The following is a 13,098-nucleotide window of genomic DNA, read 5'->3' as shown; positions in this document are numbered from 1 at the left end:
GTAACCCAGCGACTGGATCAGCACCCGGTGCACCTTGCACAAATCTGTAAGGCTGCGGGTAGTGGGGATGTTTGCTGGAATTCTGTGTAACTGAGCATGGACTGTTATTGGCGCCACAGGATTTTTTCCCATAAAAAAAGCCAACGCTAAGCGTTGGCTTTTTTTGTACTGCTCGCTACACCATCAGAAGTCCAGGTTGGACACTGCCAGTGCGTTGCTCTCGATGAATTCACGGCGCGGTTCTACGGCGTCGCCCATCAAGGTGTTGAAGATCTGGTCGGCACCGACCGCGTCTTCGATGGTGACTTTCAGCATGCGACGCACGCTTGGGTCCATCGTGGTTTCCCAGAGCTGATCCGGGTTCATTTCGCCCAGACCTTTGTAGCGCTGGATGGTATGACGCTTGGTGCTTTCGGCCATCAACCAGTCCAGTGCTTCCTTGAACTCGGTCACGGCTTTTTTGCGCTCGCCACGCTGGATGTAAGCGCCTTCGTCCAGCAGAGTGCTGAGTTGAGCGCCCAAGGTCACAACGGTTTTGTAGTCGTTGCTGCCGAAGAAGTCACGGTTGAAGGTGATGAAGGTCGAGTGGCCGTGGGAGATCAGTTCGACTTCCGGCAACCAGACATTACGCTCGCGATCTTCGCGCAGGCTGGCCTTGTAGACCAGACCCGACTTCTCGACCAGACGCAGGCGGGCTTCGTATTTCACCATCCATTCCTGCATGGCAGCGTGGTCGCCCAACTGCTCGAGGGTAACGGCCGGCAGGTAGATGAAGTGCTCGGTCAGCTCCTGTGGGTACAGGCGCGACAAACGCTTGAGCGTCTTCATTACCATGCGGAAGTCGTGTACCAGACGCTCCAGCGCTTCTCCGGAGATGCCAGGGGCATCTTCGTTCAAGTGCAGGCTCGCATCTTCAAGGGCCGACTGGGTCATGTACTCTTCCATGGCCTCGTCGTCTTTGATGTATTGCTCTTGCTTGCCCTTTTTCACTTTGTACAACGGCGGCTGAGCGATGTAGATGTAGCCACGCTCGATCAGTTCCGGCAGCTGACGGAAGAAGAAGGTCAGCAGCAGGGTACGGATGTGGGAACCGTCGACGTCAGCATCGGTCATGATGATGATGTTGTGATAACGCAGTTTTTCGATGTTGTACTCGTCGCGGCCAATACCGCAACCCAGTGCAGTGATCAAGGTGCCCACTTCTTGCGAAGAGATCATCTTGTCGAAACGCGCTTTCTCAACGTTAAGAATCTTGCCTTTCAACGGCAGGATCGCTTGGGTACGGCGGTTACGTCCCTGCTTGGCGGAACCGCCAGCAGAGTCACCTTCCACGAGGTACAGTTCGGACAGCGCCGGATCTTTTTCCTGGCAGTCGGCCAGTTTGCCCGGCAAGCCTGCGATGTCGAGCGCGCCTTTACGACGGGTCATCTCACGGGCTTTACGTGCTGCTTCACGGGCACGTGCCGCGTCGATCATCTTGCCGACGATCAGCTTGGCTTCGTTCGGGTTTTCCAGCAGGAAGTCGGAGAAGAAGCGGCCCATTTCCTGTTCAACAGCGGTCTTCACTTCAGAAGAAACCAGCTTGTCTTTGGTCTGGGAGCTGAACTTCGGATCCGGCACTTTCACCGAGATGATCGCGGTCAGGCCTTCACGGGCGTCATCACCGGTGGTGGCGACCTTGTGCTTTTTGGCCAGACCTTCTGCTTCGATGTAAGTGTTGAGGTTACGCGTCAGGGCAGAGCGGAAGCCCACCAGGTGCGTACCGCCATCGCGCTGCGGAATGTTGTTGGTGAAGCACAACAGGTTCTCGTTGAAGCTGTCGTTCCACTGCAGGGCGATTTCTACGCCGATGCCGTCTTCACGTTGAACACTGAAGTGGAACACCTGGTTGACCGGAGTCTTGTTGGTGTTCAGGTAATCGACGAATGCACGCAGACCGCCTTCGTACTTGAACAGCTCTTCTTTACCGCTGCGCTCATCCTTGAGGACGATGCCGACACCGGAGTTCAGGAAGGACAGTTCACGAATCCGCTTGGCCAGGATGTCCCAGCTGAAGTGGATATTTTTGAAGGTCTGATCAGACGGCTTGAAATGGATCTGGGTGCCGGTGGTCTCGCTCTCGCCAACGATAGCCATCGGAGCTTGAGGAACGCCGTGAACGTAGGTCTGTTCCCAGATTTTGCCGCTACGACGTACAGTCAGTACCAGCAATTCGGAAAGGGCGTTTACAACAGACACACCTACACCGTGCAGGCCGCCGGATACTTTGTAGGAGTTGTCATCGAATTTACCGCCAGCGTGCAGCACGGTCATGATGACCTCGGCTGCAGAAACGCCTTCTTCTTTATGCACATCTACCGGAATGCCGCGGCCGTTGTCGCGCACGGTGATGGATTCATCCGGGTGGATGGTGATGGTGATGTCGTCGCAATGGCCAGCCAGCGCTTCGTCGATGGAGTTGTCGACTACTTCGAACACCATGTGGTGCAGACCGCTGCCATCGTCGGTGTCACCAATGTACATACCGGGACGTTTGCGTACGGCATCAAGGCCTTTCAGCACTTTAATGCTCGTTGAGTCGTACGTGTTTTCTTCGCTCAATGCCTTCACTCCCGATGGTCGTGGGTCTGGGTGATACAGCCCTGTTCCACGTGGAACAGGGCAACTGGCGTTTCCGTCTGCCAGCCTTCCCTCAATAATTCGTGATCTACACAGGTAATAAATACCTGGCAGCGTAAGTCTTCCAACAAGCGACACAAGGCGTTGCGATGCTGCTCGTCCAGCTCGGACGGCAAATCATCCACCAGATAAATACATTGGCCGCGTCGGGCCTGGCTAACCAAGTGCCCTTGAGCAATACGCAATGCACAGACCACTAACTTCTGCTGCCCCCGCGACAGGATCTCTGCTGCGTTGTTTGAGCCCAACTTAAGGCGCAAATCAGCACGTTGTGGTCCGGCCTGGGTGTGACCCATTTGCTGGTCCCGGTGGACGGACGCGGCGAGTACGGCACTCAGCTCACGGTCTTTGTCCCAACCACGGTAATAGCTCAGCGTTAAGCCTTCGAGTTGTAGCAACTCGCTTAAGGTCTGCTCAAAGACTGGTTTCAAGGCTTTGATGTAGGCGCGGCGGTATTCATCAATTTCGGCACTGGCCAGGCACAGTTCCCGGTCCCAGGCCGCTTGTGAAACGGCGTCGAGTGTACCATGCCGCAGCCATGAGTTCCGCTGCCGCAGGGCCTTCTGTAGCCGCTGCCAGGTCGACATGAAGCGCGGTTCCACATGGAACACACCCCAATCGAGAAACTGCCTGCGGATCTTGGGGGCGCCTTCCAGCAAGCGGAAGCTGTCCGGGTTGATCAATTGCAGCGGCAGGATCTCGGCCAGCTGCGCCGCACTGCGTGCGTTCTGGCCGTCGATCCGAATTTGAAACTCCCCTTGCCGGTCCCGGGAGATACCCAGCGCGCTGTGCCCGCCCTCAGCCAGCTCGACCTGGCCAAAAACTGTACAGCTCTGTTGCTCGTGGGCAATTACCGGATTGAGCCGCACGCTTCGAAACGAACGCGCCAGCCCCAACAAGTGAATGGCTTCAAGCACGCTGGTTTTTCCGCTGCCGTTGGCGCCGTACAAGATATTGATGCGGGGGGAAGGGGAGAAGGTCACCGGGTGCAGGTTACGCACCGCGGTGACTGTGACACGACTGAGGGACATCTAGCTTGGGCTGTGCATAAGTTACAGGCGCATCGGCATAACAACGTAGGCCGAGTCGTCGTTGTCAGACTCTTGCACCAGGGCACTGCTGTTGGAGTCAGACAGGATCAGTCGCACTTGTTCAGTGGTCATTACGCCCAGCACGTCCAGCAGATAGCTTACGTTAAAGCCGATTTCCAGCGAGCCGCCGTTGTAGTCAACGCCCACTTCTTCTTCCGCTTCTTCCTGTTCCGGGTTATTGGCCTGAATCTTTAGCTGGCCATTGGCCAGTTGCAGGCGGATACCACGGTATTTCTCGTTGGACAGGATCGCGGTACGGCTGAACGCTTCACGCAGTGCCTGGCGATCACCAATCACGATCTTGTCACCGCCTTTGGGCAGCACACGCTCGTAGTCCGGGAACTTGCCGTCTACCAGCTTGGAGGTGAAGGTGAACTCGCCGGTGGTGGCACGGATGTGGTGAGCACCCAGAACGATGCTGACTTCACCATCCGGTTCGGTCAGCAAGCGCGCCAGCTCAAGGATACCCTTGCGCGGGACAATCACCTGGTGACGGTCCGGCTGGCCGATATCGGCTTTCATCGAGCACATGGCCAGACGGTGACCGTCAGTGGCCACGGCACGGATGATGCCGGCCGATACTTCCAGCAGCATGCCGTTGAGGTAGTAACGCACGTCCTGCTGAGCCATCGCGAAGCTGGTGCGCTCGATCAGGCGTCGCAGTTTGCTTTGCTGCAAGTTGCAGGTCAGCGAACCCGGGCCTTCTTCCACAGTCGGGAAATCGTTGGCTGGCAAGGTGGACAACGTAAAGCGGCTACGCCCGGCCTTGACCACCAGCTTGTTGTCGTCGAGCTTGATGTCGATCAGGGCATCGTTGGGCAAGCTTTTGCAGATATCCATCAGCTTGCGAGCAGGCACGGTGATTTCGCCTGGCTCAGCCGGCTCTTCCAGCTGTACCCGACCAACCAGCTCGACTTCAAGGTCGGTACCGGTCAGCGACAGTTGCTGGCCATCGACAACCAACAGCACGTTGGACAATACCGGCAAGGTCTGGCGGCGTTCAACAACGCCTGCGACCAGTTGCAGGGGTTTCAACAGGGCTTCGCGTTGAATGGTGAAATGCATGGTCTAGTCCCTTGCCTTAATAAGCTGCGCTGGTGTCATCAGGTTGTCAGAGTTCGCAGCAGGTTCTTGTAGTCCTCGCGGATGTCCGCGTCGGATTCCTTGAGTTCGTTGATCTTGCGGCATGCGTGCAAGACCGTGGTGTGATCGCGACCGCCAAACACGTCGCCGATTTCCGGCAGACTGTGGTTGGTCAGTTCTTTGGACAGTGCCATGGCGACCTGACGTGGTCGCGCCACCGAGCGCGAACGGCGCTTGGACAGCAGGTCCGAAATCTTGATCTTGTAGTACTCGGCCACTGTGCGCTGGATGTTATCCACAGAGACCAGTTTGTCCTGTAGCGCCAGCAGGTCTTTAAGGGATTCGCGAATCAGCTCGATGGTGATGTCACGGCCCATAAAGTGCGAGTGAGCGATGACACGCTTGAGCGCACCTTCGAGCTCACGCACGTTGGAACGAATGCGCTGGGCAATGAAGAACGCTGCGTCGTGAGGCAGGTCGACCTTGGCCTGATCGGCTTTCTTCATCAGGATCGCGACCCGGGTCTCAAGCTCCGGCGGTTCAACAGCAACCGTCAGACCCCAGCCGAAGCGCGACTTGAGACGCTCTTCAAGACCTTCAATTTCTTTCGGATAACGGTCACTGGTGAGGATGACTTGCTGGCCGCCTTCAAGCAGGGCGTTGAAGGTATGGAAGAACTCTTCTTGCGAGCGCTCTTTGCGTGCGAAGAACTGAATATCATCGATCAGCAAGGCGTCCACCGAACGGTAGAAGCGCTTGAATTCGTTGATTGCGTTGAGCTGCAAGGCCTTGACCATGTCAGCTACAAAACGCTCGGAATGCAGGTACACGACCTTGGCATTCGGGTTCTTCTTCAGCAGGTGATTACCCACCGCGTGCATCAAGTGAGTCTTACCCAGGCCAACGCCGCCATAAAGGAAGAGCGGGTTGTAACCGTGCTTGGGGTTATCCGCCACCTGCCACGCCGCAGCGCGGGCCAGTTGGTTGGACTTGCCTTCTACGAAGTTTTCGAAGGTAAAGGTGCGGTTCAGGTAGCTGGTGTGCTTGAGCGCACCTTCAACCTGAACAGTTCGCTGCTCGGCGCGTACAGGCGCCTGTTGCGAACTGGCACCCGCCATCGGGTCGAAGCTGGCACGCGAAGGTTCTTCGCTTGCTTGAGCCGACTGTTTAGGTGCGGGCGCTGACGCAGGAGCCGAGGCAGTCGGTGTGCTCGCCGGGGCCGGGGCTTGTTGAGAAGCCGCGGCCGCCAGCGGCGCATTGGGTGCTGCACGAGGAGCTGAACTGCGTTTGCTGCCTATTAATAAGGACAACGCAGGCGCCATGCCATTGCTGTGCTCATTCAACAGTTCGAGCAAACGGCTCAGATACTTCTCGTTGACCCAGTCGAGAACAAAGCGGTTGGGTGCATACACACGCAACTCGTCGCCTTCGGCTTCGACCTGTAGTGGACGGATCCAGGTGTTGAATTGCTGGGCAGGCAGTTCATCGCGCAAAAGCTCTACGCACTGCTGCCAAAGTTCCACTGACACGGATATCCCCTAAGTTGAAAGCCGGTGAGGCAAAAACAGGCGCCATTGTAGCGAGCACTCGCCCACTTATCCACATGTAGGTTGCCTGCCTATAAGGGGAGATTCGCCTTTTTGCTGTGAACAAAGCGACAAATGGTATGTGCATAAGGTCTGTGGATAAGCGGGCCTAAGCTCGTTGCACAAGTGGGGTCGAAACTCTGTGCATAACTGGCCTGTGGATAAATAGCCCTTTCGTGCACAGCTTATCCGAGGGTGCAGCACAGGCAGAGCACGGCTTCTCGACAGTGTTGTCATCCTCTGAGAACGTTGATTTATCTAGCCTAGAGCGAGTTATCCACAGAAGATGGCTTCCCTAAGTTTAATAAGCTTTATAAAAGAGCTTTAAATACTTCGTTTCTTTATTTTTATAGTTGGCTGGTGAAAGGGCTGTGCAAAAGGCCAAACATCTATTTAGCAGTAAACGTTGGTTGGAAATTGACCTATCGGCTTGCTTTCTCTAGAATCGCCGGTCTCTTAAAACGGGGGCCATTCCGGCCCGTTGTGGACGAACCAGGTAGCACGACATGAAACGTACTTTCCAACCAAGCACTATCAAACGCGCCCGCACTCACGGTTTCCGTGCTCGCATGGCAACCAAAAACGGCCGTGCAGTCCTGTCGCGTCGCCGCGCCAAAGGCCGTGCACGTCTGGCAGTTTGATAATCAGACAATGGTGGTGAGTCAGGACTTCAGTCGGGAAAAGCGGTTACTCACTCCCCGACATTTCAAGGCAGTCTTTGACTCCCCCACCGGCAAGGTTCCGGGGAAAAATCTCCTGCTCCTTGCGCGCAGCAACGATCTCGATCACCCCCGTTTGGGGTTAGTGATCGGTAAAAAGAGCGTAAAGCTCTCCGTTGAGCGCAATCGCCTTAAGCGTTTGATGCGTGAATCGTTTCGTCTCCACCAAGATTTACTGGTTGGTTGGGATATCGTTATCGTCGCGCGCAAAGGTTTGGGTGACGTAGAGAACCCCGAATTGATTCAGCATTTCGGCAAACTCTGGAAGCGTCTGGCCCGTAACGCGCCAGTTCCAGCGGTTAAAACCGAAACTGTAGGGGTAGGCAGTCCTGATGCGTAAACTGGTGCTCGTTCCGATCCAGTTTTATCGTTATGCCATTAGTCCTTTGATGGCCAGCCACTGCCGTTTCTACCCCAGTTGTTCCTGCTACGCGTTGGAAGCCATCGAAAATCATGGCGTTCTTCGCGGCGGCTGGCTGACCTTTCGTCGTTTAGGTCGCTGTCACCCGTGGAATCCCGGTGGTTACGACCCGGTTCCACCTATCCCTACCTCCCGTTCTTCTTCGATGGCCGAGTAATCATGGATATTAAACGCACGATCCTGATCGTCGCTCTAGCAGTCGTGTCCTACGTTATGGTCCTGAAATGGAACCAGGACTACGGCCAAGCTGCACTGCCGACTCAGAATGTTGCCGCCAGCAGCACCACCGCGCCGGCTTTGCCCGACACGGCTTCAGGTAACAACGCTTCCAACAGTGCCGATGTACCCAGCGCCAATGGCGATACCAGCACACCGACTGAAACTCCGGTTGCTGCAAGCAAAGATCTCATCCACCTGAAAACGGATGTTCTGGACATTGCGATTGATCCACAGGGTGGCGACATTGCCCAGTTGCGTCTGCCGCTTTATCCGCGCCGTCAGGACCACCCGGATGTTCCTTTCCAGTTGTTCGATAACGGCAACGAACGCACCTATCTGGCTCAAAGCGGCCTGACAGGTGTTGATGGACCGGATGCCCGCCCTGCAGGTCGCCCGGTTTTCAGCACAGATAAAAAGACTTATGAACTGGCTCCAGGCCAGGATCAGTTGGTCGTTGACCTGAAATTCAGCGAAAACGGGATCAACTACATCAAGCGTTTCACGCTCAAGCGTGGCCTGTACGATGTTCAAGTCAGCTATTTGATTGATAACGAGAGCGGCAAGCCGTGGAACGGCAACCTGTTCGCGCAATTGAAACGCGACAACAGCTCCGATCCTTCTTCCAGCACCGCCACCGGCACTGCGACTTACCTGGGCGCCGCCCTGTGGACAAGTTCTGAGCCGTACAAAAAAGTGTCGATGAAAGATATCGACAAGGGCCAGCTGAAAGAAACCGTTCAAGGTGGCTGGGTTGCATGGCTGCAACACTACTTTGTAACCGCGTGGATTCCTCAGAAGGGTGATTCCAACGTAGTTCAGACCCGTAAAGACAGCCAGGGCAACTACATCATCGGTTTTACCGGTCCAACCTTGACCGTTGAGCCGGGCAAAACAGGCGAAACCAGCGCTACCTTGTACGCCGGTCCGAAAAGCCAGGGTGTGCTCAAAGAGTTATCCCCAGGCCTGGAACTGACTGTCGACTACGGCATCCTGTGGTTCATTGCCCAGCCTATTTTCTGGCTGCTGCAACATATCCACAGCCTGGTAGGTAACTGGGGCTGGTCGATCATTTTCCTGACCATGCTGATCAAAGGGATCTTCTTCCCTCTGTCGGCCGCCAGCTACAAGTCGATGGCCCGCATGCGCGCTGTGGCACCAAAACTGGCCGCTCTGAAAGAGCAGTTCGGTGATGATCGCCAGAAAATGTCGCAAGCGATGATGGAGCTGTACAAGAAAGAGAAGATCAATCCGCTGGGCGGCTGCTTGCCGATTCTGGTGCAGATGCCGGTCTTCCTGTCCTTGTACTGGGTACTTCTGGAAAGTGTTGAAATGCGCCAGGCGCCGTTCATGCTCTGGATTACCGACCTGTCGATCAAGGACCCGTTCTTCATTCTGCCGATCATCATGGGCGCAACCATGTTCATCCAGCAGCGTCTGAACCCGACTCCTCCGGATCCGATGCAGGCCAAGGTGATGAAGCTGATGCCAATCATCTTCACCTTCTTCTTCCTGTGGTTCCCGGCTGGTCTGGTGCTGTACTGGGTTGTGAACAACTGCCTGTCCATCGCCCAACAGTGGTACATCACACGTAAGGTCGAAGCTGCTACCAAAAAAGCAGCCGAGTAACTTACTCTGGTGAGCACCACTCAAAACGCCCCCTAGTGGGGCGTTTTGCTTTCCATCACTTTTGTTTTGAGGCCTGTTTTATGAGTGTTGCTGCTGAAACCATTGCCGCTGTGGCAACTGCCCAAGGCCGAGGTGGTGTGGGTATCGTGCGTATCTCCGGCCCGCTCGCAAGCATCGCAGCCAAAGCATTCAGCGAGCGCGAATTGAAGCCGCGCTACGCCCACTACGGTCCGTTTTATGGGGAAAACCGCGAAGTACTCGATGAAGGCATCGCGCTGTACTTCCCGGGCCCCAACTCTTTTACCGGCGAAGACGTGCTGGAACTGCAAGGTCACGGCGGCCCCATTGTTCTCGATATGTTGCTGCAACGCTGTATTCAACTGGGTTGCCGCCTGGCACGCCCGGGCGAGTTCAGTGAACGCGCATTTTTGAATGACAAGCTCGATCTGGCCCAGGCCGAAGCCATTGCCGACCTTATCGAGGCCAGCTCTGCACAGGCGGCACGCAATGCCTTGCGCTCCTTGCAGGGAGCGTTTTCGCAGCGTGTGCATAACTTGACCGAACAATTGATCGGTTTGCGCATCTACGTCGAAGCTGCGATTGATTTTCCGGAAGAGGAAATCGACTTTCTGGCCGATGGCCACGTGCTGGGGATGCTCGACAAGGTTCGCCAAGAGTTATCCACCGTGATGCGCGAGGCAGGCCAGGGCGCATTGTTGCGGGACGGCATGACAGTAGTGATTGCCGGCCGGCCCAATGCAGGAAAGTCCAGCTTGCTCAACGCACTGGCCGGACGCGAAGCCGCAATTGTTACTGAAATTGCCGGCACCACCCGTGACGTATTGCGTGAACATATCCACATCGATGGCATGCCGTTGCACGTGGTAGACACTGCAGGTCTGCGCGACACCGATGATCAAGTCGAAAAAATCGGTGTACAACGAGCGCTGAAGGCCATTGGTGAAGCTGACCGGGTGTTGCTGGTGGTGGATGCGACTGCACCAGAGGCTGATGACCCCTTTGCCCTGTGGCCCGAGTTTTTGCAGCAGCGTCCGGACCCGGCCAAAGTAACCTTGATCCGCAACAAGGCTGACCTGACCGGAGAGGATATTCGTCTGCAGGTCTGTGACGATGGCCACGTGACCATCAGCTTGAGTGCCCGCTCCACAGATGCCGGAGATGGCCTCGAGTTGCTGCGCGATCATCTCAAGGCCTGCATGGGCTACGAGCAGACCTCTGAGAGCAGCTTCAGTGCACGCCGTCGTCACCTGGAGGCGTTGCGCCATGCAAGTGATGCCCTGGAGCACGGCAGGGCACAGCTGACCCTGGCAGGTGCCGGTGAGTTGCTGGCGGAGGATTTACGTCAGGCCCAGCATTCCCTCGGCGAGATTACCGGAGCATTCAGCTCGGATGATCTGCTGGGACGGATCTTCTCCAGCTTCTGTATCGGTAAATAGCCAAGATCCCTGTAGGAGCGAGCGGTTAAAAGATAACGAGCAAGCTCGCTCCTACAGTTTTCGGTATAGTTTCCATTCCCCACATCCACAGAGGTGTTAGTCCAATGCGTCATTGATGCCGCCGCGATTCTTGCGGCCAGTTCTTATTCCCCTCACAGCAGGGGCAGTACTGGGCATCTTTGGAGTGCATATGACTCACGTTCCCTATGTGACGCTGGAAAGCGTTTCTTATCAGCTACCCGACGGTAGCCCGCTGTTTTCTGACCTTGATTTGCACCTCGACCAACGCCCCACAGGCCTGATCGGGCGCAATGGCGTGGGCAAAAGTATCCTGGCGCGTCTAATCGCAGGGGATCTCTTGCCCGCCTCAGGTCGCTGTCTGCGCAACGGATCGGTGTATTACCTGGCGCAGCAAGTCAGCCTTGAATCAGAGCGGACCCTGGCCGATCTGGCAGGCGTGCAGCCCATCCTCTGTGCCCTTGAGCGTATCGGGCAAGGCAGCACTGCCCAAGCGGACTTTGACTGCGTAGGAGAGCAGTGGAACATTCGTCAGCAATTGCTCGACCAGCTGCAGCAAAACGGACTCGCCCACCTGAATCCTTCGACCCCTGCTTCGGCGCTCAGTGGTGGCGAAGCCATGCGCGTAGCTTTGATGGGCGCTTTTTTGTCTGAAGCCGACTTTTTGATACTGGATGAACCCTCCAATCATCTCGATCGTCAGCACCGACAGGCTTTGTATCAACAACTGCAACGTTGGCCCGGCGGTCTGCTGGTGATCAGCCATGACCGCGAATTGTTGGAGTGCATGGAACGCATCGTGGAACTCTCATCCCTGGGACTCACCAGCTATGGCGGCAATTTCTCGTTTTACGCACAGGCCAAAGACCAGCAGCAACAGTCGGCCCTGCAACGACTGGAATCAGCCAAGGTTGAACGCAAACGCGAGGAGCATGCCCTTCGTGAGCAAAGGGAGCGCCTTGAGCGCAGGCAAGCCCGAGGCAAGCAACAGGCCAGTGGCAGTAACCAGGCGAAGATCCTGCTGGATCGGCAAAAGGAACGCAGTCAGACCAGTAGCGGCAAACTGCGGCTGCAACAAAATGCTGCACATAAGGCCTTGTCTGCCAAGGTCCACCTGGCTGCAAGCCAGGTAGAAGACCAACAGAGCATTTTTGTGTATCCACCTGTACGCAGCCAAAACGTACCGGTGCAAATCGCAGAGCTGATAGATGCCCGTTTGCCCCGGGGGGCTGAGCCTCTGCAGTTGGTCAACCTGACCCTGAGTCGGGGCCAGCGAGTCGCCCTTGTGGGGCCAAACGGTTGCGGCAAGTCGACCTTGCTCAAGGTTTTGGCCGGGCAGCTTCCTATCATATCGGGCCAGGCTCACACCTTTGTGACAGCGGCTTATCTCGACCAGCATCTGACATTGCTGGAGCCCGGGCTGTCAGTGCTTGAGCAATTGCGCGCTCTGAACCAGGAGCTCAATGACAGTGAATTGCGTACCCGGCTGGCGCAATTAGGCCTTGACGCTAACCAGGTAAACCAGACTTGTGCACAGCTCAGTGGGGGTGAGCGGGTGAAAGCGGCAATGGCATGTGTGCTTTATGCACAACAGCCAGCACAGCTTTTATTGCTGGATGAACCGGCCAATCATCTCGATTTGCCCTCTATCCGGGCCCTGGAATCGATGCTCCAGCAGTACCGGGGGACTTTGATCGTGACTTCCCACGATGAAGCGTTTGTGGACGCTATCGGAATTACCCACAGGCTTGAGGCCTCGACCTCAGGCTGGCTGAATATCTCCGTCTGAAGGGGTTAATTTCAGGCATTTTTCGCTTTACCCAGCTACCGATCGTCAGGCCGCTTGATGAAACAGCCATTCGAGCGGCCTTCGGCTGCCTGTTTTTTGGCTGGATTGCACAATAAACATGAAATAAGCCCTGTGCATAACCGCCCCTCAGCTCGGTGGGTAAGTAGGCCTGAAAACTGAAGATAACCACCCCTGTGGATAAGTGAGGTCTTTATCCACAAGCTTAAAGTACTTATCCAAACCCCTCATTGGCACCTAACCACAGATTTTTGAATCTCTGTACAGTACGAGTTTAAAGGCCTTCAGCAATCTATCAACAGATAGGTCGCTCAGTAGTAATAAACATAAAAACAAAGCTTTATAAATTTCTTCTCTATTTATTTATCTATCTGGCCTTATCCACAGCTGGT

At 55.7% G+C, this 13,098-nt stretch carries 10 protein-coding genes; 6 read left to right on the top strand and 4 right to left on the bottom strand.

Annotation, left to right across the window (positions count from 1 at the left end):
- Window positions 1–183: 183 nt before the first annotated feature.
- Genes gyrB through dnaA form a run of 4 tightly spaced genes read right to left on the bottom strand, consistent with a single transcriptional unit; the run spans window position 184 to window position 6,382 of the window.
- Window positions 184–2,601 carry a DNA topoisomerase (ATP-hydrolyzing) subunit B gene (gyrB, locus tag WG29040_RS17870; RefSeq protein WP_003437974.1) on the bottom strand — a complete coding sequence of 806 codons (2,418 nt, stop codon included), beginning with the start codon at window positions 2,599–2,601 and terminating at the stop codon, window positions 184–186.
- A gap of 5 nt (window positions 2,602–2,606) precedes the next feature.
- On the bottom strand, window positions 2,607–3,710 hold the full coding sequence (gene recF / locus WG29040_RS17865; protein ID WP_003437976.1) for a DNA replication/repair protein RecF: 1,104 nt from the start codon (window positions 3,708–3,710) through the stop codon (window positions 2,607–2,609).
- 21 nt (window positions 3,711–3,731) lie between these two features.
- The gene (gene dnaN, locus WG29040_RS17860; protein WP_003437977.1) at window positions 3,732–4,835 is read right to left on the bottom strand and encodes a DNA polymerase III subunit beta; all 1,104 of its coding nucleotides are present in this window, start codon (window positions 4,833–4,835) and stop codon (window positions 3,732–3,734) included.
- A 38-nt stretch (window positions 4,836–4,873) separates the two neighbouring features.
- Entirely contained in the window at window positions 4,874–6,382 is a 1,509-nt protein-coding gene (gene dnaA, locus WG29040_RS17855) for a chromosomal replication initiator protein DnaA (RefSeq protein ID WP_127196614.1), read from the bottom strand.
- Window positions 6,383–6,945: 563 nt separating this feature from the next.
- Here dnaA and rpmH point away from each other — a divergent pair.
- The 6 genes from rpmH (at window position 6,946) to WG29040_RS17825 (ending at window position 12,688) form a co-directional block, all read left to right on the top strand.
- Entirely contained in the window at window positions 6,946–7,080 is a 135-nt protein-coding gene (rpmH, locus tag WG29040_RS17850; RefSeq protein ID WP_003213577.1) for a 50S ribosomal protein L34, read from the top strand.
- A gap of 16 nt (window positions 7,081–7,096) precedes the next feature.
- The gene (gene rnpA, locus WG29040_RS17845) at window positions 7,097–7,498 is read left to right on the top strand and encodes a ribonuclease P protein component (RefSeq protein WP_029612709.1); all 402 of its coding nucleotides are present in this window, start codon (window positions 7,097–7,099) and stop codon (window positions 7,496–7,498) included.
- Complete coding sequence (yidD, locus tag WG29040_RS17840; protein WP_003437980.1) at window positions 7,491–7,736, top strand: membrane protein insertion efficiency factor YidD; 246 nt, start codon at window positions 7,491–7,493, stop codon at window positions 7,734–7,736. The genes rnpA and yidD overlap by 8 nt, the downstream gene beginning before the upstream one ends.
- A 2-nt stretch (window positions 7,737–7,738) precedes the next feature.
- Complete coding sequence (gene yidC / locus WG29040_RS17835) at window positions 7,739–9,424, top strand: membrane protein insertase YidC (RefSeq protein WP_003437981.1); 1,686 nt, start codon at window positions 7,739–7,741, stop codon at window positions 9,422–9,424.
- 80 nt (window positions 9,425–9,504) lie between these two features.
- Window positions 9,505–10,881 (top strand): tRNA uridine-5-carboxymethylaminomethyl(34) synthesis GTPase MnmE, encoded by a 1,377-nt coding sequence (mnmE, locus tag WG29040_RS17830; protein ID WP_003437982.1) that lies wholly within the window; start codon window positions 9,505–9,507, stop codon window positions 10,879–10,881.
- A gap of 190 nt (window positions 10,882–11,071) precedes the next feature.
- A complete protein-coding gene (locus WG29040_RS17825) occupies window positions 11,072–12,688 on the top strand; it encodes an ABC-F family ATP-binding cassette domain-containing protein (RefSeq protein ID WP_127196613.1) in 1,617 nt (538 codons plus the stop codon).
- Window positions 12,689–13,098 lie beyond the last annotated feature (410 nt).

Source organism: Pseudomonas sp. PAMC 29040 (assembly GCF_003994535.1).
Classification (GTDB): domain Bacteria; phylum Pseudomonadota; class Gammaproteobacteria; order Pseudomonadales; family Pseudomonadaceae; genus Aquipseudomonas; species Aquipseudomonas paraversuta.
The sequence above is the reverse complement of the archived record's forward strand: the minus strand, read 5'-3'. Positions and strand labels throughout refer to the sequence as shown.